26 protein-coding genes are annotated in these 24,096 nt (G+C 60.3%); 6 read left to right on the top strand and 20 right to left on the bottom strand.

The features are described from left to right. Positions 1–85: 85 nt before the first annotated feature. The 9 genes from V1273_RS24940 to V1273_RS24980 form a co-directional block, all read right to left on the bottom strand. Positions 86–1,054: a Bug family tripartite tricarboxylate transporter substrate binding protein gene (locus tag V1273_RS24940; protein WP_334411215.1), complete on the bottom strand. Its 969-nt coding sequence runs from the start codon at positions 1,052–1,054 to the stop codon at positions 86–88. Positions 1,055–1,166: 112 nt separating this feature from the next. Beyond that, entirely contained in the window at positions 1,167–2,006 is an 840-nt protein-coding gene (locus tag V1273_RS24945) for a phosphodiesterase (protein WP_334411216.1), read from the bottom strand. Positions 2,007–2,014: 8 nt separating this feature from the next. Then, entirely contained in the window at positions 2,015–3,076 is a 1,062-nt protein-coding gene (locus V1273_RS24950; RefSeq protein ID WP_334411217.1) for an ABC transporter ATP-binding protein, read from the bottom strand. Then, a complete protein-coding gene (locus tag V1273_RS24955; protein ID WP_334363909.1) occupies positions 3,073–3,858 on the bottom strand; it encodes an ABC transporter permease in 786 nt (261 codons plus the stop codon). The genes V1273_RS24950 and V1273_RS24955 overlap by 4 nt, the downstream gene beginning before the upstream one ends. Positions 3,859–3,862: 4 nt before the next feature. After that, the gene (locus V1273_RS24960) at positions 3,863–4,678 is read right to left on the bottom strand and encodes an ABC transporter permease (RefSeq protein WP_334411218.1); all 816 of its coding nucleotides are present in this window, start codon (positions 4,676–4,678) and stop codon (positions 3,863–3,865) included. 37 nt (positions 4,679–4,715) lie between these two features. After that, entirely contained in the window at positions 4,716–5,723 is a 1,008-nt protein-coding gene (locus tag V1273_RS24965) for an ABC transporter substrate-binding protein (RefSeq protein WP_334411219.1), read from the bottom strand. 169 nt (positions 5,724–5,892) lie between these two features. Beyond that, positions 5,893–8,286 (bottom strand): xanthine dehydrogenase family protein molybdopterin-binding subunit, encoded by a 2,394-nt coding sequence (locus V1273_RS24970; RefSeq protein WP_334411221.1) that lies wholly within the window; start codon positions 8,284–8,286, stop codon positions 5,893–5,895. Then, positions 8,283–8,768 carry a (2Fe-2S)-binding protein gene (locus V1273_RS24975; protein WP_334381340.1) on the bottom strand — a complete coding sequence of 162 codons (486 nt, stop codon included), beginning with the start codon at positions 8,766–8,768 and terminating at the stop codon, positions 8,283–8,285. Before V1273_RS24975 ends, V1273_RS24970 begins: the two co-directional genes overlap by 4 nt. Beyond that, on the bottom strand, positions 8,765–9,646 hold the full coding sequence (locus tag V1273_RS24980; RefSeq protein WP_334411222.1) for an FAD binding domain-containing protein: 882 nt from the start codon (positions 9,644–9,646) through the stop codon (positions 8,765–8,767). Before V1273_RS24980 ends, V1273_RS24975 begins: the two co-directional genes overlap by 4 nt. Positions 9,647–9,817: 171 nt before the next feature. Here V1273_RS24980 and V1273_RS24985 point away from each other — a divergent pair, with 171 nt between their 5' ends. Then, positions 9,818–10,924 (top strand): LLM class flavin-dependent oxidoreductase, encoded by a 1,107-nt coding sequence (locus tag V1273_RS24985; protein WP_334411223.1) that lies wholly within the window; start codon positions 9,818–9,820, stop codon positions 10,922–10,924. 17 nt (positions 10,925–10,941) lie between these two features. Further along, positions 10,942–11,817 (top strand): polysaccharide deacetylase family protein, encoded by an 876-nt coding sequence (locus tag V1273_RS24990; protein WP_334411224.1) that lies wholly within the window; start codon positions 10,942–10,944, stop codon positions 11,815–11,817. A gap of 52 nt (positions 11,818–11,869) precedes the next feature. On the opposite strand, the gene V1273_RS24995 is transcribed toward V1273_RS24990, so the two are convergent. The 4 genes from V1273_RS24995 to V1273_RS25010 form a co-directional block, all read right to left on the bottom strand. Next, positions 11,870–12,424 carry a flavin reductase family protein gene (locus V1273_RS24995; RefSeq protein WP_334363917.1) on the bottom strand — a complete coding sequence of 185 codons (555 nt, stop codon included), beginning with the start codon at positions 12,422–12,424 and terminating at the stop codon, positions 11,870–11,872. A 10-nt stretch (positions 12,425–12,434) separates the two neighbouring features. Continuing rightward, on the bottom strand, positions 12,435–13,661 hold the full coding sequence (locus V1273_RS25000; protein WP_334363918.1) for an acyl-CoA dehydrogenase family protein: 1,227 nt from the start codon (positions 13,659–13,661) through the stop codon (positions 12,435–12,437). A gap of 189 nt (positions 13,662–13,850) precedes the next feature. Then, positions 13,851–14,279, bottom strand: a complete 429-nt coding sequence (locus V1273_RS25005; protein WP_334411226.1) for a GNAT family N-acetyltransferase — start codon at positions 14,277–14,279, stop codon at positions 13,851–13,853. Between the two features lie 47 nt (positions 14,280–14,326). After that, positions 14,327–14,629 carry a hypothetical protein gene (locus tag V1273_RS25010; RefSeq protein WP_442894110.1) on the bottom strand — a complete coding sequence of 101 codons (303 nt, stop codon included), beginning with the start codon at positions 14,627–14,629 and terminating at the stop codon, positions 14,327–14,329. Positions 14,630–14,965: 336 nt separating this feature from the next. On the opposite strand from V1273_RS25010, the gene V1273_RS25015 reads away from it, so the two are divergent. Together V1273_RS25015 and V1273_RS25020 are read left to right on the top strand one after the other, a co-directional pair. Further along, a complete protein-coding gene (locus V1273_RS25015) occupies positions 14,966–15,589 on the top strand; it encodes a hypothetical protein (protein WP_334411227.1) in 624 nt (207 codons plus the stop codon). Positions 15,590–15,618: 29 nt separating this feature from the next. Then, positions 15,619–15,840 (top strand): hypothetical protein, encoded by a 222-nt coding sequence (locus V1273_RS25020; protein WP_334368965.1) that lies wholly within the window; start codon positions 15,619–15,621, stop codon positions 15,838–15,840. Positions 15,841–15,848: 8 nt separating this feature from the next. Here V1273_RS25020 and V1273_RS25025 read toward each other — a convergent pair whose 3' ends face one another. After that, complete coding sequence (locus tag V1273_RS25025; RefSeq protein ID WP_057844519.1) at positions 15,849–16,202, bottom strand: phasin; 354 nt, start codon at positions 16,200–16,202, stop codon at positions 15,849–15,851. 285 nt (positions 16,203–16,487) lie between these two features. Here V1273_RS25025 and V1273_RS25030 point away from each other — a divergent pair, with 285 nt between their 5' ends. Beyond that, on the top strand, positions 16,488–16,673 hold the full coding sequence (locus V1273_RS25030; RefSeq protein WP_334363923.1) for a hypothetical protein: 186 nt from the start codon (positions 16,488–16,490) through the stop codon (positions 16,671–16,673). On the opposite strand, the gene V1273_RS25035 is transcribed toward V1273_RS25030, so the two are convergent. The 5 genes from V1273_RS25035 to mddA all read right to left on the bottom strand — a co-directional run bounded on the left by V1273_RS25035 (position 16,674) and on the right by mddA (position 21,106). Next, the gene (locus V1273_RS25035; RefSeq protein WP_334363924.1) at positions 16,674–16,880 is read right to left on the bottom strand and encodes a hypothetical protein; all 207 of its coding nucleotides are present in this window, start codon (positions 16,878–16,880) and stop codon (positions 16,674–16,676) included. Between the two features lie 152 nt (positions 16,881–17,032). Beyond that, a complete protein-coding gene (locus V1273_RS25040) occupies positions 17,033–18,166 on the bottom strand; it encodes an alpha-hydroxy acid oxidase (RefSeq protein WP_334363925.1) in 1,134 nt (377 codons plus the stop codon). Positions 18,167–18,309: 143 nt separating this feature from the next. Continuing rightward, on the bottom strand, positions 18,310–19,572 hold the full coding sequence (locus V1273_RS25045) for a CaiB/BaiF CoA transferase family protein (protein WP_334411228.1): 1,263 nt from the start codon (positions 19,570–19,572) through the stop codon (positions 18,310–18,312). A 295-nt stretch (positions 19,573–19,867) separates the two neighbouring features. After that, a complete protein-coding gene (locus V1273_RS25050; protein ID WP_334412262.1) occupies positions 19,868–20,290 on the bottom strand; it encodes a GFA family protein in 423 nt (140 codons plus the stop codon). A 36-nt stretch (positions 20,291–20,326) separates the two neighbouring features. Beyond that, positions 20,327–21,106 carry a methanethiol S-methyltransferase gene (gene mddA, locus V1273_RS25055; protein ID WP_334411229.1) on the bottom strand — a complete coding sequence of 260 codons (780 nt, stop codon included), beginning with the start codon at positions 21,104–21,106 and terminating at the stop codon, positions 20,327–20,329. A gap of 143 nt (positions 21,107–21,249) precedes the next feature. Here mddA and V1273_RS25060 point away from each other — a divergent pair, with 143 nt between their 5' ends. Further along, a complete protein-coding gene (locus V1273_RS25060; RefSeq protein WP_334363928.1) occupies positions 21,250–22,806 on the top strand; it encodes a winged helix-turn-helix domain-containing tetratricopeptide repeat protein in 1,557 nt (518 codons plus the stop codon). 20 nt (positions 22,807–22,826) lie between these two features. On the opposite strand, the gene V1273_RS25065 is transcribed toward V1273_RS25060, so the two are convergent. Continuing rightward, positions 22,827–23,879: a hypothetical protein gene (locus V1273_RS25065; RefSeq protein ID WP_442894111.1), complete on the bottom strand. Its 1,053-nt coding sequence runs from the start codon at positions 23,877–23,879 to the stop codon at positions 22,827–22,829. Positions 23,880–24,096 lie beyond the last annotated feature (217 nt).

Raw genomic sequence — 24,096 nt, forward strand, 5'->3', positions numbered from 1 at the left:
TGTCGGTCGCAACGGCCGCCGTTACGCCTGCTATTGATTACAAAATAGGCTGCCGACCCTGGCGCTGTGGCGCATTGGTCGGCAACTATTCCTTGGCGATTCCCGTTTCCCTGATCACGCGCTCATACTTCGCGAACTGATCGCGCGTCATGGCGCGCAGCTCTTCCGCTGAACTGCCGCGCACGGCGAAACCCAGCTCTTCAAGCCTGCGGCGCACGTCAGGATCGCCAACCGCCTTCAGCACCTCGGCGTTCAGGCGGGCAACAATATGCTTCGGGGTACGGGCGGGAGCAAGAATTGCGAACCATGAATTGAAGAAGAAGCCGGGCAGACCGGATTCCGAGACGGTCGGCACATCGGGAAATTGCGACAATCTCCTCTCGGTGGTTACCCCGATCAGCTTGAGTCGGCCGCCGCGCACGAGCGTTGCGACCGTGCCGAGGCCCTGGAAACCTACGGGAATCTGGCCAGCGGCGATGTCGGTTGCGGCCTGGGTGGCGCCCTTGTAAGGCACATGCGTGAGCGATATGCCGGCGGCCGACGCGAACATCGCCATCGCCAGATGCTGCGGACTGCCCGGCCCGCCCGAACCATAGTCGATCTTGCCAGGCGTCGCCTTCGCGGCCGCGATCAGATCTGCTGCGTTCTTGAAGCTGGCCTGATTGTTGGCCACCAGCCCCCACTCCACCGTCGCGACCAGCGACACCGGCTCGAAGTCCTTCAGGATATCCCAGCGCATCTTGGACTGCAGGTTCGGCACCATCGTCATGATGCTGTCGTTGAACCCGCCAATCGTGTAGCCGTCCGGTTCGGCGCGGGCGACGGCCTCCGCCCCGATCAGGCCTGAAGCGCCCGGCTGGTTCAGGATCACGATCTGCTGGCCCATATTGTCGGCCATCTTCTGGGTGACGATCCGCGCAGCGACGTCGACCGCACTTGCCGCGGCCAGCGGCACGATCATCTTGATGGGCCGGTCCGGATAGTTCCCCTGCGCCATCGCATGATGGCCTAGGAGCAAGGCAAGCGCTGGAATCACCAGATGAAGCGGCTGCATCATTCCCCCCAATATGAGCGGCACCAACCTTAGGAATGCGGCCGCCATTTTGGGAAAGATTGCGCCCGATGTTCGGCTTATGCAATCGGTCCGGCCGGGGAATGCCGCACGGCTACAGCAGCTTCCCATCTGGCCCAAAAAACGGATGTGGGCCGTCGAACGTGCCTATCGGCACTTGATGGGTAACGACCGTGCCGAACCCCTCACCCGGAAACCAGCTATGGAGATGAAAGGCCGGCGGCTCCACCTTGAAGGAAGGTTCGCGCAGTTCGGCCAGATCAAGATCGACGGCATGGTTGGGGGCGGGACAGATCGTGGTCGGTACGCCCGCAAACGTGGTCAGTGCCGCGCGGTGCACATGTCCAGTTGCGATCAATTGCACGCGGGGATGACGACGCACGATCGGCGCGAGTTCGCTTGCATTGAGGAGATTCTGACGGTCCATGTGCCAAATTCCGGCCTTGAACGGCGGATGGTGCAGAAACAGCAGCGCCGGCCGGTCTGGCGACGAAGCCAGCATCGCGTCAAGCCATTGCAACGTGAGCCCATCGAGTTCGCCATGCGGCTTTCGGTGTACGCTTGAATCCAGCAACAGCAGATCGAGCCCCGCAACCTCGATCCTCTGATTGAGCGGCCCTGATACGAAGGCATAGGACGCGGAAGGAAACGCGGCACGCATCAATTCGCGCGAGTCGTGATTGCCGGGAATGCCGGCGTACGGAAGCTTGAGCGGCGCCAGCAGCCGATTGAGATATTGATACTCCTCGGCCGTCGGCGTGTCCGCCAGATCACCGGAGACCACTACAAAATCGGGCGCAGGCCTGAATTCGTTCAGGGCGGCAACGCAACGTTCGAGCGCCTTTGCAGTATCCACCTTGCCATAGGCAAGTGCTCCCGGCGGCTTGATGTGCAGATCAGAAATCTGGGCAATATGAACCGGCATTGGCGACATCGACTTTCTCAGCTTTCGGGCGGCAACAGACGGACGGCGTCTGGCGAAATCGATAATCCGATCCGTTCGCCGGACTTGGCCCGGACCGTATTCGGCGCATCGACGGTGAACGACCTGTTAGACACGCCGCTGACCACCAGCCGTTGCCTGTCACCAATGAAGCTGACGCTGTCGATGATGCCTGAAAGCGGCGCGCTTTCGGCTGCCACCACGCGTATGGTCTCGGGGCGAATCATCGCCACTGCGGCCGGTAAATTCGCATCGCCGTCAATCGGCTGACGTCCGCCCGGCAATACCAAGTGACCATTCTCGACGGCCGCCTCGAGGATATTCGCCGCGCCGATGAATTCGGCGACAAAGCGACTGTTCGGCGTGAAGTAGATCTCGCGCGGCGTGCCGATCTGGGCAATCTTCCCCTTCTGCATGACCACGACACGGTCGCCGAGCTCCATGGCCTCGGACTGATCATGCGTCACGTAAATCGTGGTGATGCCGAGCGCGCGCAGCAGGCGGTTCAGCTCGCCGCGCAGCCGGTCACGCAGGGCGGCATCGAGCGCCGTCAGCGGTTCGTCGAGCAACAGGATGCCCGGCCGGATCGCTACCGCGCGCGCCAGCGCCACCCGCTGCCGCTGGCCGCCTGAAAGCTGGTCGATCCGGCGGTGCTCCAGCCCGGAGATATTGGTCAGCGCCACCAGTTCGGCAACGCGCGCCGCCCGCTCCTTCCTCGGTACGCCGCGGATATTCAATCCATAACCGATATTATCGGATACGGTCATATTGGGGAAAAGCGCATAGGACTGAAACACCATGCCCACGTTACGCCGCTCTATCGGCACCGCCGTCATGTCTTTGCCGTCGAACAGTACCCTGCCGCCTGCATCGGGCAGTTCGAGGCCGGCGATAATGCGCAGCATGGTGGTCTTGCCGCAACCGGAGGGGCCGAGCAGCACCAGTGTTTCACCACGGGCGATCTCGAGCGTTGCAGGTTCAAGCGCGCGCGTTCCGTCGGCGAAGGTCTTGCCGCAGGCCTCGATACGCACCGAGGCGCCGTGTCCGGCCTGCGCACTCATCTCTTCTGTTCCTTCTCGGCAAACAATTGCATAGCGACCAGCAACGGAATGATCATCACGAAGAAGATCAGCGTATAGGCCGAGGCCACTTCCAGCCGCATCGAGGCATAGCTGTCGGCGAGCCCGATCGGCAATGTCTTGGTCAATGGCGTGTGCAGCATCCAGGTCAGGTTGAATTCACCGAGTGACAGCGTCACCACCATCAGGCTGCCCGCCAATATGCCGGGCAGAGCATTGGGGACGATCACGTCGCGGAAGCGCCGCCACGGCGATGCGCCGAGCGATGCCGCACCCTCGTCCAGCGTTTTGATGTCGACTGTCGCGAACACAGCCATCACGGATCGCACCATGAAGGGCATCGTGAAGATGACATGGCCCGCGAGAATGAACAGCCAGGAGCGGCGAAAGTCGCCGAAACCTCCATAGGTCAGGAGCAATGCCAGTGCGATGGCCAGGCCAGGGATCGCCAACGGCAGGGTGATGATCTCCTCGACGATCCGCGACAGGCGCCCTCCCCGCACATGCAAGGCATAGGCGGCTGGAACGCCTGCGACGAGCGCCACTGCAAGAGTTGCAAATGCAACCACGAATGAAAGCAGGATGGTGCCAGCATAAAGCTCCCATACCTGCACAACCCATTGCAAGGTCACGCCGGATTGGATGCCGCGGAAGTAGTTCACGGTGACGCCGGCGGAGATCGACAGAATCGCGGGCACCACCAGGAATCCGGCTACCAGCAGGGTGAAGATGAACTGGCCGATGAAGATCAGGCGATCACGCATGGTCTCATCCAGCCGCCGCAACGGCACTTCCGCTGAAGGAGCGGGCAAGCGCAAGAATAAGCCAGGTAATGACGCCAAGCCCGACCGACAGCGCGGCCGAGATCGAGAAATTCGCAGCCAGCGTGAATTCGGTATAGATCAGCATCGGCAGTACATCGATGTTCGTCGCCAGCGTAAATGCCGTTCCGAACGCCCCCATCGCGGTCGCAAACGCGATTGCGCCGGAGGCGACGAAGGCCGGCGCCAGGGCCGGCAGGACGACATCACGCTGCACGGCCCAAGGGCTCGCGCCGAGCGAGCGCGCGGCCTCTTCCAAGCCTGTATCAAGCTTCTGCACCGCGGCCATGATGGTGAGGATGACGCGCGGGATGGAGAAATACAGATATCCAAGAAACAATCCGTAGATCGAATAGGCAAAGACAAGCTTCTCGCCAAACACGCGGTTCGAGAAATCGCCGATCAGGCCCTGTCGACCGGCGAGAAGAATGATCATGAAGCCGACCACCACGCCAGGAAACGCCAGAGGAAAGGTCAGCATCGCAATCAGAATGGCGCGGCCGGGGAAACGATGCCGCTGCAGGAACATCCCGGCGACCGTCGCCACGATCAGGGTCACAATGGTGGTCGCGGTAGCTAGCAAGACCGTGTTGAGGAGGGTCGCCCGGTAACGCGGCTCGGTCAGGATCGCGAGATACCCCGCGAGCCCCTGTGGTCCCGCTGCTCCGGTTACAACAAGCCGCGCCATCGGCAACAGGAAAAATGCCGCCGTCACTACCGCAAGCGGCAGCAGGCATAACCAGACAAAAGACCTATGCGACATCGGAAAATGGTGCCCCGGCGAGAGGCGCCATATTGCCTCAGCGAACCTCGGCGAGATAGCGATCGACAAAGCCTTTTTGCACGTTTTCCATCTGGCCCCAGTCGACGTTCTTCGCACGCGCATATTCGCTGTCATGCAGGAATTTCTTCTTCACCGCCTCGGGCAGATCGATCGGCCGCGCCGGCCGAAGGTAGGCGTTGGTCCAGATCGCCTGTCCCTTGTCCGACAAAAGATAGTCCAGCACCTTCTTGGCCTTGTCCTTATTGGGCGCGTTCTTGACGAGGCCGGCGACATAGGGAAACACCACCGACCCCTCGCAGGGGATCACGAATTCAAAATTGCCCTTCTCGGAGTACTTCGCGCGATAGGCGTTGAAATCATAATCGAACAGGATCGGCATCTCTCCGGAGACGACGCGGGCGTAGGAAGTCTGCTTGGGGACAATCGGGTCGTTCTTCCGCAGGTCCTTGAAGAAGTTAATCGCAGGATCGAAGTTCGCTTCGGAGCCACCGAGCGCCAGATTGATCGCGACCGCGCCGACATACCCGACGGCGGCCGACGACGGATCGAGATAACCGACCATCCCTTTATAGTCGGGCTTCAGGAGATCCTTCCAGCAGGTCGGCACCGGCTTGCCGCCAAGCGCGTCCTTGTTCACGAACAGGCCAAGCGTGCCGGAATGAATCGCGGTCCAGTGGCCGTCGGCATCCTTCAGGCCGGCGGGGACCTGGTCCCATTTCGCCGGTTTGTAAGGCTCAAGCGCATCCTGCGCCTTGGCCTTCATACCAAAGGTAACACCGAAATAGCCGATATCACCCACCGGGTTATTCTTCTCGGCAAGTATCTGAGCAAGCGCTTGGCCGGAATTCTTGTTGTCGTGCGGGATATCGTAGTTGAGGTCGGCTTTGAGGGCCTTGAGCATGGAAGCCCAGTCCGCCCATTCCGGCGGGCAATTGTAGCAAATGACGTCGGCCGCTTTGGCGGATTGCCAGGGCGCGATTAGCAACAGCGCCAGCAAGGCAAGAACAAAACGGGCGGTCTTCATGGGAAACTCCGGGTTAGGGCGGCAATTGACGATCTCATCACCAATCGGTGTGACGTATAGGCCGCGTATGAAGGTTTTGCGACACAGCGTTTTGCGGAGAAGGCCGCAGCGCCGCCCGGCGCGCCATCAACGTCCGCCCTGCCCCCTGATCAAATTTATCGCGGTCGCATTAGATGCGTCCCAAGGCGCTCAGAATAACCTGAGGCGTCAGGGGGATTTCCGTGATGATTGTCCCAAACGGTCTGAGCGCGTCGTTGACCGCATTGGTCACGGCGGCCGCCGCACCTGCCGTGCCGGCTTCCCCTGCGCCCTTCGCGCCCAGTTCCGATTCGAGGGTCGGTGAAACCACATGTCCGACGTCGATGTCCGGCATTTCACCGGACATCGGAACGAGATAGTCGGCCATATTTGCGTTGGTGAGTTGGCCACGTTCGTCATACACGCATTTCTCGAATAGCGCGGCGCCAAGCCCCTGCACCACGCCGCCTCTGATCTGCTCATCAACCAGTTGCGGGTTGATGATCGTGCCGCAATCCTCGACCACCCAGTGCTTCAGCAGCTTCACAAAACCCGTATCGGGATCAAGCTCCAGCCATGAGGCCTGAACGCCATTGGTGAAGGCGAAAGGATATTCGCGCGGGACAAAGTGCCTGGTCGCCATCAATTCGGGCTGAATGCCCGGCGGCAGCGTGTCGGGGCGGAAATAGACAATTCGCGCGAGCTCGCTCAGATCGATCCGCGGCGCGCCATCGACGACATTCACTACCGCGTTGTTGACAATATCGAGTTCGCTTGGCGTCGATTGCAGGACGGCAGCCGCTACGTCGAGGATGTTCCTGCGCAGTACCTTGGCGGCTTGAAGCGCGGCCTCTCCACCGATACCAGCGCCGCGCGAAGCCCAGGTGCCGCCACCATACGGCGTATTGTCGGTGTCGCCCAGGATTACGCGGACGCGATCCATTGAGACGCCAAGCACGCTTCCGACGATCTGTGCGGTAAGCGATTCCGATCCCTGCCCCTGCTCGGTGATACTTGTTTGGCAGATCACTGACCCCTGCGCATCAAGCCGCACCGCGACACCGTCCTGCGAGGATATCTTCGCACCGCCTACGCCATAAAACGCTGCACTCGGATTGGTAACTTCGATGAAGCTGGCGATGCCGATGCCACGATGGATGTTCTTCCTTCGCAGGGCGGCCTGCTCAGCGCGCAACGCATCGTAGTCCATCATTTGGACGAGCTTGGCGAGCGCCGCATGGTGCGACAACTGCTCGAAGCGCAGACCTGATGGCGAGGCGCAGGGGTAGGCGTCGTCGGCAATCAGATTGCGGCGACGGATTTCAACCGGATCCATGGCAATCTTCATCGCCGCCAGATCGACCAGGCCCTCCGTCACCGAGCAGGCAATCGGATGGCCAACTGCACGGTACTGGCACATCACGTTCTTGTTCTGGAATACGACGCGGGCACGGGCACGGTAATTCCCGGTCACATAGGGCCCGCCGACGAGATTGACGACCTGATTGGCCTCGATCGCGCTGGTGCGCGGGTACATGGAATAAGGCCCGATGCCCGTAAGATCGTCGATCTCGAATGCCATGATGGTGCCATCGCGCTTGACGCCGATCTTTCCCTTGCAGCGATGGTCGCGGGCATGAATATCGGTGTTGAAGCTCTCGACCCGGTCGGCGACGAACTTGACCGGACGCCGCAGAAGTTTGGATAGTGCGTAGGTCGCCATCTCGTCGGCATAGATATGGACCTTGATACCGAAGGAGCCGCCGACGTCCTTGCAGACGACGCGGACCTGTGATTCCTTCAAGCCAAGATGGAGCGCCGCGATATTCTGCACCATATGCGGCGCCTGCGTGCCTTGATAGATGGTCAGCCTGGCTTCCGCGGCGTTCCAGTCTGCCACCACCGCGCGCGGCTCCAGCGTCACGCCGGTGTGCCGTCCGAAAACGAACTCTGCTTCGACCACCTCGTCGGACTCGGCAAAGGCCTGACCGACGGCGCCCGCATCGTGAATGCGCTCGAACGCCAGGTTGTCCCCAAGAGAGGCGTGGATCACAGGCGTTGCCGGATCGAGCGCAGCACGCATATCCGTTACGGCGTGCAGCTCCTCATATTTAACCAAGACATGCTCTGCGGCGTCCTCGGCCTGTGCGCGGCTGGCCGCCACCACGGCAGCGACCGCTTCACCCTGCCAGCACACCCGGTCGACAGCGATCGCACTTTGCGGGGCGGATTTGAGTCCCTTCAGATGCGAAAGCACGCCGACCCACGGCGTGATGACGGTCGATAGCTCCCTGCCTGAAACGACAGCGATCACGCCGGGCATCTGCTTGGCCGCTGAGGTCTCGATGCCAACGATCCTCGCGTGCGCGTGCGGCGACCGTAGGAACACGGCATGCGCCATGCGCGGCAGCTCGATGTCACTGACATAGAGCCCACGTCCCTGCATCAGCCGATCGAGGTTCGGCCGCGGCACTGCCTTCCCGATATACGAGTTCGGGCGATCCAGCACAGAAAGTGTTTGAGGATTTGCCCGCTCCGATGTCATGGCCGGCGTCCCGTGCGCGCCCACGCTGTGCTCTCGATGGCGTCAACGATTGCCTGGTAACCCGTACAGCGACAATAATTGCCGGAAAGATGTTCGCGTATCCGCTCTCGATCCGGACACGGCGATTGCTTCAGCAGATCCTGCGCCGCCATCAGCATTCCCGGCGTGCAGAAACCGCACTGCAGTGCGTTACGCTCCCGGAATGCTGACTGCAAATCGGCAATTTCGCCGCTATCGGACACCCCCTCGATCGTCTCGATCGCTGCATTGTGCGTCTGAACCGCGAGCATCAGGCAGGAGCGGACGATGTCGCCGTTGACGCGGACCGTGCATGCCCCACACACGCCATGTTCGCATCCGACATGCGTGCCGGTCAGCTTGAGATGCTCACGAAGAAAATCCGCCAAATTCAGGCGCGGCAGTACATTCGCTTCGACGAGCTCTCCATTTACACTCAACGCAATCGCAACCGTAGCCGTCACGCTGATGCTCCCGCACGAAGATCCGGCCGGGCAAGCAGTAACGACACGCAGCGCGTCAACAGAACCTTCGCCAGATGCCGACGCATGGCGGGTGTCGCCTGTTGATCGTCCAGCGGATCGAGTTCATCGTCCAATGCAGAAGCTGCCTCAGACAACACCGCAGGTGTGATGGCGACATCGACCAGCTTGCTGGCAGACTTGGCCAGCAACGGGCGATCGCCGACGGCAAAGAAGCCAAGTCGAAGATCGGCGAAGCGCCTATCCTTGATGGAAGCCTGCGCTGCGAGGCCAACAATGGCGTAATCGCCATGCCGACGGGCGAACTCATGAAAGAAATGCGTCGCGTTCTTTGAAGTCACCGGCAGCTCGACGGCAACCAGCAGTTCCTGCGGAGTAAGCGCGGTTTCGTAGATCCCGATGAAGAACTCGTTTGCCGCAATCCGCCGCTCGCCGCCCCGTCCGCGGGCAATGATGGTAGCGCCAAGCGTGAGCATGCAGACCGGCAGTTCCGAAGCCGGATCAGCGTGCGCAAGGCTTCCCCCAATCGTGCCGCGATTGCGGATCGCGGGATGGGCGACATGTGCGACCGCATCCTTCAGCAAGGGAGCATGGGCTGCTATTTCGGGGCATTTCAAGAGATCGGCGTGACGTGTCAGCGCACCTATGGTGAGGACGCCTCCCTTAACCGAGAGCCCGCGCAACTCGGTCAGCTCGCCAATATCGACAATGAGCTCCGGTGCGACCAGGCGCAGATTCATCGCCGGCACCAGGCTCTGGCCGCCCGACAACACCTTGGCCCGTTCGCCATACGCGGTCAGCAATTCCAGCGCATCGGCGACGCTGGTTGCGCGGGCATAAGCGAAAGCCGAGGCTTTCATTTTTGGCGTGACCTCCCCGGCCAACTATCGGCATTTTCGCGGAATTAGACGGCTGTGATCGCCAAAGGTCAAGTTTGTTGGATGATTATTTCGACTTTGAGCTTGTTTTCGAGCAACGAACGACGCACGTTCTGTGCAAACAAAAAGCCTGCCTTTGGGGAAGAGCGGACCATGAAGCTTGGATTCTTTACGATGCCGATCCATCCTGTCGACAAGGATTGGCGGCTTTCGCTCAAGGAGGATCGAGAGGCTTTCCTGCTGGCCGATGAACTCGGTTTCACCGAAGGCTATGTCGGCGAGCACACTACCGACAGAGCCGAGAACATCACGTCCTGCATCGCATTCATTGCATGGCTCGCCGCGGCAACCAGCAAGATCAAACTTGGCACCGGCACCGTCAACATGCCGAACGCTCATCCGGCAGCGATTGCAGCCTCGATAGCGATGCTCGATCACATGCTCGACGGGCGACTGATCTTCGGCATCAGCCCGGGCGGTCTGCTGTCGGACGCGGAAGTGTTCGGCAATCTCGAGGCGGACAGGAATGCCATGTTCCTGGAGGCGATCAATCAGGTACTTCAGATCTGGGCCAGCGAGCCGCCCTACAATCTGCAAGGTCAATTCTGGAATATATCGGTGCAGAAGACTCTGATCGAAGACATCGGCCAGGGCTTCATTCCGCGCCCACTGCAGCGGCCGCACCCGCCGATCGTGGTCACTGCGGTGGCGCCGTTTTCAAAAGGTGTGACGGAAGCCGCCGCGCGCGGTTGGGAACCAATCTCGGCAAATTTCCTGATGCCGGCCTGGGTGAAGAGCCATTGGCCGAAATATGTGGAGGGATGCGAACGCGCCGGCCGTCCTGCGGATCCAGCGAACTGGCGCGTTGCCAAGAGCGTGTTCGTAGCCAAGGACGCAGCTACCGCAAAGGCTTATGCCACCGATCCAAACGGACCTTATGTCTATTATTATCGCTCGTTGCTTACCAAGCTGAAGCGGAGCGGTCGCATCGAACTGTTCAAGACCCGCCGCGATCAGTCGGATGACGAGGTGACGCTGGAGTCGATCTGCGACAAACTGATCATTCATGGCACGCCGGACAGCGTGACGGATCAACTGCTGGCTTTTCAGGAAGAGACCGGCCCCTTCGGAACGTTGCTGTATGCCGGCAAGGACTGGAGAGATCGCGAACTAGGCCGACAGTCGATGGTCCTGATGGCCGAACAGGTCATGCCGAGGATCAATGCTGGCGTGTCCGGCGATTCCAAAGCCGCTGAATAATCCGCGGGGAGCTTGTCGTGGCGCTGAGCGATCGCATTCCCTATCAAGCACAAGTCGACAGGCCGAAGCTCACGCTTCCCGGCGGCAAGAAACTCGCGGTATGGGTCATCCTCAATGTCGAGGAGTGGCGGATCGAGAACGCGATGCCTCGCACCGTGCTGAGCCCGCCGATGGGCCAGCCGCTATTGCCCGACGTGCCGAACTGGTCCTGGCATGAATACGGGATGCGCGCCGGCTTCTGGCGACAGCTCAAGGCGCTGACGGATCGCAAAATACCCGTGACGTTGGCGCTCAATGCCAATGTCTGCAACGCCTACCCGCGTGTCGCCTCCGCTGCGCTCGACGCCGGCTTTGAATTCATGGGTCACGGTTTCGTGCAGGGGGCGATGCACAAGGTCGAGAATCAGGCGGATGCCATCAAACGATCGGTCGAGACAATTTCGAAATTTGCAGGCAAGCCGCCGCGATCATGGGAAAGCCCCGGCCTCACCGAGACCGAGGAAACCCTCGATCTGCTGCGCCTCAACGGCATCGAATACGTCGCGGATTGGGTGATCGACGATCTGCCGCAGGACATCGCCACGCCCCACGGCGCCATCACAACGATCCCCTATTCGGTCGAAACCAACGACATCGTCATCCACGCACTACAGCATCTTTCTTCCGAGCAATTCCTGAAACGCTGCACCGACCAGTTCGATCGGCTGTATCTAGAAGGCGCATCGAACGCGCGGATCATGGCGATCTCAGTTCACCCGTACATCACGGGCGTGCCGCATCGCATCAAGTATCTGGAGGCGTTGCTCGACTATGTTCTGGGTCACGATGGCGTGGCCCTGATGACAGCCAGCGAGATTGGCGACTGGTATCGCGCAGAGATGGCAAAGATCTAGATTTGATGTCTGCCGCAGGATCGTCGAAGGTCCAACGAGCTTCGGCCGTTGCTCATGAGGCCTTACTGTCATCTCCAGCAATGAACCGGCCGAAACTACCGCGCGCAAACAACAAGGGTTCCTGCCGATTATAGGCATAGGCCTCGACGGCGCCGAGGAAGATGATGTGGTCGCCGCCGTAATACCGATTGGCCGCGCGGCATTGGAAATTGGCGACGCAATCGGTCAACACCGGCGCGTTGCCAAGCCCCGGCGTCCAGTTCACGCCGGCGAACTTGTCATCCGACGACTTTGCGAACTGCGACGCCAGCGCCTGCTGGGAAGCTCCGAGAACGTTGACCGCAAAATGGCTGGCGTTCTGGAAGATCGTAAGCCCCTGCGAAAACATCCCGAGACTCCACAACACCAGCGGCGGATTGAGCGATACCGATGCAAAGGAGTTGCAGGTAACGCCATACGGCTTCCCGTCCACGGTCATTGCCGTGACAATGGTGACGCCAGTGGCGAATGTGCCGAGCGCATTGCGAAAATCCCGCGGGTCAATCGCCGAGTTGCCGCTGGCAAGTTCATTGGCCGGATCGGCCGGATGTTTGGGTGCATCAGACATCCGCCGGGCCTCAGAGCGTCAGATTTTCGGACGGCAGGCCAAGCGCCACGCGTCCATAGTTGGTTCCTGCCGCATCAAAATTGAATGCGAGGTGCGAATTCACGGCGTGAGCGTCGCGGAACTGCCGCTGCAACGCGCCTGACGTGAACAGGCTGCGCGCGCCACTTGCCGCGAACAAAAGCGAGACCGCTTCGGTGCAGAGGTTCACTGCGAAGGCGCCATCCCGCCGCAACCTCGTCTTGACCGCAAGGCCTGGAATATGGCCGCGCCTCGCGTCGGCCATCGCATCGATGCAGTTCGTACGCATCACGAGGCGAGCCGCATCGATCTTGGCGGACGCCTCCGCGATCTTGATTTGGGTAGTCTGCAGATCGCTGAGTTTGGCCCGATTGTAGGTCGAGGCCCGATGGCGCGCGAATTCGACGTAATCATCGAGACAGGCTTGCGCATTGCCCAAACCCACGCCCGACAATACGTAAGGAAACAGCGAGAATACCGGTAGCGCATAGAGCGCGTTTGGATTGACGGCGCTTCCGGGCGTCGGTCCGCCGGTCAGATCGCTGACTGCGATGGTCATGTTCTCCGCAACGAAGCAATCCTCGACCCATACATCGTTCGACCCGGTACCGCACAGGCCCGTCGCATTCCAGGTGTCGTTGATCCTGTATTCGCTCCGGTTGAGCAGGAATATCCGGTATTCGATACCCTCGGCCTCATCGTCAGAGGACACCACGCCTGCAAGCATGTTCCAGTCGCAGGATTCCACACCCGAGGAGAACGGCCAATGACCGCGCAAGACGTATCCCCCCTCTGCCTTTCTCGCGCGCCCGGCTGGAAAGATGAAGGACGAGGCAATCAACGCATCGGCATTCCTGCTCCAAACCGCGTCCTGCGCATGCTTGTCGAACATGCCCAGCATCCAGTGGTGGCTGGCAAGGTTGGCGAAGTTCCATGCTACTGAAGCATCCGCCTGCGCCAATGCGTCGGAGCAATCGACCAGAGCCACATAGTCAAGCTCGGCACCTCCGACGCGCCTGGGCTGCACGACCCGGAACAAGCCGGCGTCATGCAAATCACGTTCGGTCTCGGGCGGCAGGCGGCGGAGCTCCTCCGTCTTTGAAGCGCGACCGCGCAATTCCGGAATCAAGGCCTTGGCACGTGCAACCATGGCGGCATAGCTGTCCGAGCCCGGCCCCGCGGGTGAACCTGCATCCGGCTTGCGGCCGTGCTCCGCCATGTGTTTCCTCGCCTGCTCCGTTGCGATACGCCGCCCGCGCTTTGCCAGTCTACCGGCTGATGGCCAATGATCAAGGCGGGCGGAGCATGGCTCTCCGCCGCAAGAGGCTGCTCAAAAACGCAAAAAAGCCCGGCGGCCGATGGCCACCGGGCGAGTAGAGGCATTTTGAGGCATGAAAGTGCCAAGCAGCTATTTCATGTCCTTGCGCCAATAAAGCGTGTTCGGCCAGGCCCAGGGATGCGTTGGGCTGAACAGGCGGTAACCCGCGCGAATGAAGTTGTTGGCTGACGAAATGTTATCCGTAGTGTCAGATACGATCGAACACCACCCATTCAGACGTGCACGCGCCTCCATGGCTCGCATCAGGCGCAACTGAAGCCGACGTCCGCAATGCTTGCCCAGCACGCCAACGCGGCAAAAATAGCCCGCTTTGAAAACGTGCGTCGACGGAATGACACCGGCGAAAGCGACAGGACTGGTTCCGCTAAGCGCAAGCCACCAGTGCCCCTGATCGAATTGCGGAACGGGTGCGGTCTCAAGAAACGTCAACTGATGAAGTTCTGCAAGTGTGTCCGCAATATCGTCCTCGCTCGCGTCAACCTCACGAATTTGATACATATCGCACCTGCATCTGAGTTCGTTTATGTGTGCGGCAAGTCAACCGATCATTTTCCGAGCGTCGCCTTGATGCCGAGCCACACGGCACCGACGAATCCCGTTACGATCATCGTGACGACTGCCTTGAAGGTATAGCTCTGCGCCTGCTCGACGCTTCTGCGCCAGCGCCGCAGGTGCTGAAAATCAGCGCGAAGCTCTCTTCGATCGTCCTCGTCTATCCCAAACGAAGTCAGTGTCGTTGCGACGGCTTTGAGAACCACTGCGTCGATATCGTCGTGACGAATCCTTTGCTGTTCGGCCAGCGTCTCGATGACGATGGCCCTGACATTCGCCGCCTGCATCCCGGTCATCGCTTGATAATCCGCGCCACGTTCTCAAAACCTCGCTTGGCGAAATAGAACCGCATGCCGGCCAATTGTGATGGAAGGTTCGGACGGCGGCCGCGCTCGTGACGCCCGGGCGGGGCGTTGGGAGTTGCGGCGTCGATGTGCGGCCGCCGTCCGATTCGAGAATCCCAAACAAAAAGCCCGCGACGGATTTCTCCGTGCGGGCTTTGCTATTTTCGCGATGATGGCGTTATGCCGGTGATTTGCCCGACATGTCAAATCGATTTCGGCCGGTCAACGAATTGCAGAAAATTCGACAACACGGCCTCGATAGTTTGAAACCGCCCTGGCGGAAACTCGATGAAGCGAAAAGCCCGCCACCGTTTCCGGCGCGGGCTCTACGATATTGGCGATGATGTCATCGTGCACCTGATTTGCCCGACACGTCAAGTACCGGAGCCGCGTCAAATCGAACGCAGCAATATCGAAACGAAATCGTTGGCCGTAAATGGTGCAGCCGCGACTCACGCTTTATTGCGGCGCCCGATTAGCCGGGTGAACCGGCTTTGGTACGGGCGGTTCAGGCTCCACCTCAAGCTTCGGTTCGGTTGGCATGACCTGCGCACCGGCCGCCCGTGCAGCTTCGCCGGTCGTGCTGTAATTGGCGATCGTTGGGTGCTGTACTTTCGGCTTGTTCCACGGCCCATGGTCAACGATCAGCATGCCGAGCACGCCGAGAATGGCGACCCCAATCGCAACCTTCAATGGCGCGCCACCGCTTCTGATCAATTGATCTTCAGTCAATTCTTTCGCCATCGGAAAATCTGCGTTGCTTCCCTCTTACCGAATCAAATCCGGACGATGCCGAAAGTTCCCATCGATCTGCCAGAGGTGATTGGAACAAATGTATTGGCCCCGCATTGTCGGAAACGTCAGCCGTCGGTCGGCGAACGCCAAAGCGATCGAGTGAGTTGCAAATTGTGAATGAAATCTCAGGACCATCCCAGCCCGGCATGGCGGAACGCGCCGTTGATACCGCGACCGATGTGTCACGCACTCTGACAGAAGTGTCCGCCGCGCTGCAGGCCGCGGTCGGCCGGCTAAGCGATGCAGTCACGGCGGCACGGAAGCCGGGAATGCCGCTCTCGACCATCAGCGCGATCACTCGCGAAGCGCCGCTGGCCAGTCTGTTCGTCGCCTTTTTGTTCGGTGTCGCGATCGGACGTCGCCGCTAGCAGGCGCCTCAGAACTTGCCCTTCGTCGAATCCTTTGCGGCGGACATGACGCCGCCGGTTATCTGTCGCATATGTTCGCCGGCGTTGGTGAACTGGCTGCGCAGGAATTCAGACTGGATCTGCATCGCTTCCTGGAGATCGGTCGCATGGACCAGTTTGCGGGCATGCTCGAACGCAGCCTTCATATTCTGTTCGGTAAACGACAGCGCCTGCTTGGAAATTTCCGTACCCGCCCCCGGCATCGACGTCATGGACTTTCCGGCGGCATCGAAGAACATGCCGAACGCCTTTTCTGCCTGATCGATGGTTCTCTCGGCCAGCTCGCGCAGCTCGGCCGGGACTTCGAGTTTCGGTTCGGTCATGGTCGCTTCTCCAATGTCGACATTGGCAGGTTAGCATAATTCCCGGCTGCGTCTGCGCCGTATTGGACCGAGCTCCGATATATGCCAGGGCGGCGGGTATGCGGCCGGCCCAATTTCAGAGAGACCCCAAGGAATGATTTCCTCCCCTCGCGGCCCGTAGCCGTACGGGTGCGGTGCCCGATTCCAATGGTGGCAACAGTGTGGCATAGTGATTCGGGCTTAGGGATCGGCTGTCGGTGGCGTTGCGTCTCTGGTTTTAAGTCTCTCTTGGGACATGGAGATAAGATGCTGCAAACATTTCGACCGACGCCGACCTGCACGCGCTTTCAAACCAGCATAGAAATGCCGTGCATGAAATGCGGGGCACAGATGCGGCTCGCCGCGATCGAGCCACGCGACCAGAATTACGACGTGCTGACCTACCGCTGCACACCTTGCGATTCCGGCGAGAGCTTCCTGAAGGCGCGCTGATTACGACCTGTTCAGCGCGGCGATTCCCGCCTGCGTTAGCACGATCCCCTCGTCGCGCACTTCGACCAGGCCGAGACCCGTCAATGTTCGCAAGTCTTCGTCGCTGACCGGCGACAGTTTCAGTCGGCGAGCCTGAATGTCCCGCAACGTCCAGCGGAGATCGATAGCCTTCTCGAGGCTAAACTCAGCGAAAGGATCTTCTGCCATTCGCTTCGCTTCCAACTATTGGACCATTGATCTGTCGTGGCTGCGGCACCCTGGACGCGATAATGCGGCAATCGACGTCAGGTTCCCGACGATGCGAAGACAGCACCGACCAAAGGTATTCGCGCTCCGGACCGGCCGCAGCTTTCGGCTCCTCAATAGCGGTAGGGCTCGATGTCCAGCAATGGAAAAGCGCTGAACACACTGGGTGGATTGGTCGCCGTAGCTGCATGCAGATAGGACTTGTCGAGCTCGCCCAAGCGGGTGACGCCGAGCAGCCCGAGGCAGCGGATCACTTCGTCTTCCAGCAATTCAAGCATCCGCACGATGCCGACCTCGCCTGCGGCCGCGAGTGCCCAGCATTGCAGACGGCCGATGCCGACCAGATCGGCGCCGGAGGCAATCGCCTTTACTATGTCGGTACCGCGGCAGAACGACCCGTCAACCATGATCCTGGCGCGACCGGCAACCGCGTTGACGATTTCCGGCAAGACGTGCATCGCGCCGCGTCCGTGGTCGAGCTGGCGGCCGCCATGGTTCGACACATAGATCCAGTCCACGCCATGATCGAGCGCGATGGCTGCGTCTTCCGCGGTGGCGATGCCCTTGATCACCAGCGGAATTTTATACTTGTCCTTGATCAGCTTCACCGTGCGCCATTCCAGCCCTTTCTGGAAGTCGCCGCCGGTGGCCCGGATACGGCTTTCGCGAACATACCGTTTGGCGATATCGCGCTCGCGCCGGCTGTAATGGGCGGTGTCAACCGTCAGGCAAAAGGCGGCATAACCATTCTCGATAGAACGGCTGACAACGTCTTCGACAAAGGCGTCGTCGCCGCGGACATAGAGCTGATAGATACGCAATGCGCCGGGTGCGGCTTTGGCCGTCGCTTCCAGCCCCGGCTCGGACACCGAGCTCAACATGTGAGCGGCGCCGAACTGCCCTGCTCCGCGCGCGACCGCGGCGCCTGAATCGGGATCGAAAATCTCCAGCGCACCGACCGGCGCAATCATGACAGGCAAACGCAGACGGCGGCCGAAAACCTCGGTCGAGGGGTCGACTTCCACGACATTGCGCAATACCCGAGGCCGGAATGCAATCTCGTCGAGCGCCATGCGGTTGCGACGCATGGTGGTCTCCGTTTCGGAGGCCCCGACGATATAGTCCCATGCGTTCTGGTTGAGGCGAGCGCGCGCTTTCCGGACGAATTCGTGGAGATTCTGGAATTCTTCGCCGCTGGCGCCGAGCTCGACATTTCTCGCCGACCGTATGGGGGTCCCGTCGTTCATGATGTTTCTCTCCCGCTTTGGCAGCACATTAGCCGCAGAAGAACGGAAAAAGCTACCGCTTTGAATGGGTTAGGCGTGGTGCAAACGCAGAGATGTCATTCGTTTGCGAGATACGTCGGCATAGAACGAGGGATCAGCGCCGCTCAAGCCGCGTTATCCGTTTTCCCGAAAGCCCCCGCCTCGGCCAGAGCCGCAATACGTCGCTCATCGTATCCGAGCGTCTTTTGGAGCACCTCTTTGGTATGCTCACCCAGCAGCGGCGCCACCACGGGATCGACGGTTGGCGTCAAGCTCATCTGCAACGGCGTTTCAATATTGGGGACGACGCCCGCGGTCGGATGCGGGATCCGGCTGAGGCGATGACGGTCGCGCACTTCCGGCGCGTTGAATCCTTCCTCTACCGTGCGCAGATAGCCAACCGGTATGTTGGCCTTCTTCATCTTCGCCATCCAGTTCTCAAGACTGTCTGTCGCAAAGACACCGGCGATGATGGCACGCAACTTTTCTCTGTTGGCAGTTCGGTTTTTCCTGTGCGCGAACTCGGGATCCGTGACGAGATCCGGCCGTTCAAGCACGTCCACTACAAGCCGGCGGTAGAGCCGATCATTGGCGCAGGCCATGTAAAGCGGTCCATCGGATGCCTGATAGACGCCGACGGTGGGCGAGCCGTTCGGCGAATTTCCGAAGCGGCCCGGGTTCGCGCCACTGATGAGATAGGCCATGCCATAGAAACCGGTCATCGACACGGCGGTATCGATCAGCGCGATCTCGACCTGCTGGCCGCGGCCGAGCCGGTCGCGGGCGATCAGCGCCAGCAGGATCGCGTTGCATGCCGACATGCCCGTCGCCATGTCGACGATCGGCGGACCGGTCCGCACCGGTTCCCCATCCGGAAAGCCGTTCAGCGACATGAAGCCGCTTTCGGCCTGCGTGATCGGATCGAAGCCCGGACGCAACGCGAACTCACCCTTGCGGCCATAGGCCGAGATCGAGCAATAGATCAACCGCGGGTTGGTCGGCTCGACGGAGGCATAGTCGAGGCCGAACTTCTTCATCACGCCGCCGGAGAAATTCTCCACCACGACATCCGCTTTCGCGATCAGTTCGCGAGCGACCTCGAGCGCCGCAGGATTGTTGAAATCGAGCGTGATGCCGCGCTTGTTGCGATTGAGGCTGAGGAAGGCCGCGCTCTCGCCGCCGATTTCCGCATGTTCATAGTGGCGGGTATCGTCGCCGCCATCGGGGTTTTCGATCTTGATCACCTCGGCACCGAAATCGGCCAACGTTTGCGTACAGGCCGGACCGGCAACGACCCTGGTGAAGTCGACGACCAGTAGACCGTCCAGTGCGGTCGGTACGCCCTTTGCGCGCGGCGTTCGCTCCGGCAATTGCGGTCTGGCAGTCATTTCCGGCATTTCCTCTTGTTTATTTTGCCTGGCGAAATGAAGGTTTTCGCCGCGACTTCAAGGCTTTCTTACCGGAACCGGATGGGCAACGCCAAACCCCGATTTTGCAGGGCGGGACCTGCCGCTGACATAGCTCTCAGGGCGAAAGACAGACGTGCAGCGTTGCCCGACCGTGTGACGGGCACCCAAAGGCCGCCGCCCGCCCCCGGATCGGGTCCGGGAGACGGGCGGCGTCTTATCGATGAGAGGCGCAGCGAACAGCGTCCGCGGAGCCGTTACGAAAACGCCGCTTCGCCTACTCGGCAATCATTTCACCGGAGCCGCCAAACTCAGCCGGGAAATCTTTCAGTTTTGGCAACCCATCCCGCATTGGCAGCACCGTCTCGGCGTAGTTGATGTGCACGCCGGGCGTGAAAGGTAGCGTCGGAAGGGTTGCGGCAAAGACATCGACCAGCCCGAGCGTCGGGTGGTTTGTCATCAGATGACCGCCGCATTCCGCACAGTACTTGCGCTGGCTCATCGGCGTCTTCTCGAACGTCGAAACATGTTGCGCACCTGCCGTGATCCGTACTGAATCCGGCTTCCACAGCGTGAACGCATTCACGGGTCCTCCGGACCACGAACGACAGGAACGGCAATGACAATAGCCCATTCCTTCCGGCGCCCCCGTGACCTGGACTTCAACCACACCGCAAAAACAGCTTCCAGTATGCTTCATCATTCTCCGTCTCCTATCCAGCCATTTGAAAAGTGGTTAGGTTGGTTTGTGCCATGGAAACAGCATAGAAACGCGCTCTCGATAACGGCGATATTCGTCGCCGAACATGCCGACGAGGTCGCGTTCCTCAAGCATTATACCAATAAAGATGTAGGCTGTGGTCACCGCTGCGAACAGCAGATGCCCGGCGCTCATCGTCGGGGCCGCCCAGAACGCGATGATAAAGCCGAGATAGATCGGGTGCCGGACAAACCGGTAGAAGAACGGCGTCCGGAAGACTGGTGCCGGCATTTCGCGGCCGACGAGATTGTTGGCGACCTGATGCAATCCGAACAGTTCGAAATGATTGATCAGGAAGGTGCTCGTGAACACGATGATCCAACCCACGAATGACAGCGTCGCGATCACCATGGCCATTTCAGGCTCTTGGACATTCCAGATGACGGCCGGTATCGGACGCCATTGCCAGAACAGCAACAGAAGCGTCAGGCTTGCACACAGCACATAAGTGCTGCGCTCGACAGATCTCGGAATAAACCGCGTCCACCAGTGTTTGAACGATTGACGTGCCATGACGCTATGTTGAATGGCAAATAGCGACATCAGCCCGAGATTGACGACAATTGCCTCGAGTATCCCCGATTTCGCGCCGGTATCGATCGTCTTCGGCACCGCGAGGCCCGACACGAACCCGATGGCGTAGAGAATCGTGAACAGAAATGTGAGATAGGCCACACATCCGTATAGAAATGCAGTGAATCTTAGCACTCGATTACCCGGCATCGCCGGGCCGAGGGTGGTTTGAGTTTCCGTCATGAAATTGGCTCCGCTCCGGGCAATGGGATTGGAACTCCCGATTTTGGCAGGATGCGCGTAGAACGGCGACAGGTCTTTGCCTGACGCTTGATCTCTTCATGAGACGGACTTGATTGTTTCTTGAGAACAGATGCGACGGGCAAGTGAGATTCAACTTCGATAATCACATCCTGGACACTGATCGTCGCGAGCTGCACCGTGGCGGCGATCTGGTTGCGATGCAGCCGCAAGTATTCGACTTGCTGGTTCACCTGCTGAAGCACCGCGATCGCGTGGTCAGCCGGGATGATCTCATTGCACTGGTGTGGGGTGGGCGGATCGTCTCGGACTCCACGCTGGACAGCCGGATCAACGCTGCCCGCAATGCGATCGGCGACAACGGAAAGGAACAGAGACTCATCCGCACCATTCCCCGCAAAGGGGTTCGCTTCGTCGGCGACGTGAATGGGCCGTACAATGCACAGGTCACACTGCCAATAGAGGCAGAACAGCCACCTGCGGGACTCGCGCTGCCCGACCGGCCGGCGATAGCTGTGCTGCCGTTCGATAATATGAGCGGCGACCAGGAGCAGGAGTATTTCTCCGACGGAATTAGCGAGGACATCATCACTGCGTTGTCGAAATTGCGCTGGTTCTTCGTGATCGCGCGCAACTCGTCATTCACCTACAAAGGCAAGCCGGTGCATATGAGGCAGGTCGCTGCCGAGCTTGGCGTGCGCTACGTAGTCGAAGGCAGTGTGCGAAGAAGCGGCGACCGCGTACGCATCACCGCGCAGCTCAACGACACGGCAACCGGCAGCCACATCTGGGCGGAGCATTACGATCGGGACCTGACCGACGTATTCGCGGTACAGGACGAGATCACGGACGCCATTGTCACCGCGATCGAGCCGCAGATTTACGCCGCGGAGAATTTTCGCAGCCGGCGCAAGCCGCCCAACAGCATCGATGCATGGGACCTGGTGATGCGGGCGCTGTCGCATCACTGGCGTGTAACGCAACCCGACAGCCTCGCCGCGCGAGCGCTGCTGGAACGCGCCATTGCGCTCGATCCGGACTATGGCCAGGCGCTGGCGCTGTTCGCGACCAACCATATGTTCGGCGTGCATCTGGGCTGGACGGATCTTGCAACCGCAGCACCCGTCGCCGAGCAGGCAGCATTGGCGGCGATTGCCGCCGACAGCGAGGATGCCTGGGCCCATACGGCCCTCGGCAGCGTGTATTTCTCCACGCGCCGGCTCGACCATTCGCTGGCCGAATTCGAACTGGCGCTCCAGCTCAACCCGAACTTCTCCCTCGCGCAGGGATATTATGCGCTGGGGCTATCCTATACCGGGCGATGGATGGACGCTTATGCGGCGACACAACGCGCCATCCGCCAGAGTCCCCGCGATCCTTCTTCCGCGATTTATTACGGCGTTGCCGCCTACGCCCAGTTCGTGGGACGGAACTATCAGGAAGCCATTGCACTGGCGCGCGAGGCGACGCGTCAGCGTGGCGACCTCACCGGCGCCTATCGGGTGCTGACGGTCGCCGCCGGCATGACCGGCCAGATCGAACTCGCGCGCGCTGCGCTGCAGGAATTGCGCCGGACCCAGCCGAATATCTCGCTCGCCTGGATCGCAACGCAGTTACCCTGGAAGCTCGATGCCGATCGCGAGCACTATCTCGAAGGCTTTCGCCGCGCCGGCTTGGAATGAGCTTCCGCGACCGGCCTCGATTACTGCTGCTTTTCCCAGAACGACAGCAATCCCTGCGAGGCCGAGCCTCCGATCACGCAGGGAATGCCGACTGCGACTTGCCCTAACGCAGCCGCAGAGACGCAACCGAGCGCAACCGCGCCGACGCCGACCTGACCCCAGAAGCTGAGATCGCGGCGGGTATCGGAGCCCTTGGTCTTGAGTTCCTCCACGGCGGCCAGGGCATCCTTGCGGAGAGCAGCGATCTGCACTGTGTCCGCCGCCTCAACCACTTCGGTAAGCGGTGCCTTGACTGCCGCCGGTTGCCTTGCAAGTTCACTACGGAGATATTCGCGCAAACTTGCATCACGAATCGCGTAGCTTGCCAGCGTATAGCGCGCCATGCTTCCGACCGTCAGCTTGTCGATCGTGTCGCGGCTTTTGCTCCATGGCAGCATCTGGATAATGCGCTGGATCGGGGCATGCGAGCCGGTTGCAAAATAGTAGCCCCACAGCGTGTCCAGCAAATCCTGGTTGCTTGCCAACGTGAGCGTCGTGTTCAGCTTGCGCTCTTCCTTGGCAAACGGATTCTTGGTGAAGGCGCCGCGCAACTTGTCCATCATGCCGGGCTTTACTTCTTCCAGCGGGATGTCGGTCAAGGTCGGCAGCTTGCCCGCCAGATAGCTGTCGATCATGACCCGCCTGCCCGGCATTCGTGGCGCGACCCGGCGCAAAACGTTTCTCCAGTCGGGCAGCCCCGAATAGGCGATGGCGCGGACGATCACCCATTCGTCTTCCGGCCGAACGGGGAAGAAACTGGCAATGAGTTGCTCGGCCTTGGCGGGGTTGGAGCCAATCGCACCGGCGATAAAGCCCAGGTAAATGCCGGCGTTCTCCGGCTCCTTGAATGTTTGCGAGTGAAACAGCACCCGCACGGCTGCGGGGACATGTGCATAGTCTGGCTTGGCGCGGTAGTTATAGATCCACTGCTGGACTACCCCAAGCGAGGCGCGCGGATCGACCTCCGGCGCCTTCTCTGCGAGCGCGGGCTGAATCAGCATGAGCGCAGCGGCAATGAAGGCGACATATCGCATGTGATGCTCCTGCGAGCGTCGATGCCTGCGCGGTTCCTGCGCGAGCGTCCGAGGCTCTCTCGATGGCGAAGCATGAAGCGTGCATTGCGACAATTCTGAGAAAATCGGCATTAACAGAAGGCGTCTAAATTGTGGCGCATCGCGAAAAACTCGCCCGCAACTCACCTTATCCCAGACATTTTTTCGCCCCGCGCCGGCAATTCGATCTCAGCCGATT

This window comes from Bradyrhizobium sp. AZCC 1721 (assembly GCF_036924715.1).
In the GTDB taxonomy this organism is placed as follows: domain Bacteria; phylum Pseudomonadota; class Alphaproteobacteria; order Rhizobiales; family Xanthobacteraceae; genus Bradyrhizobium.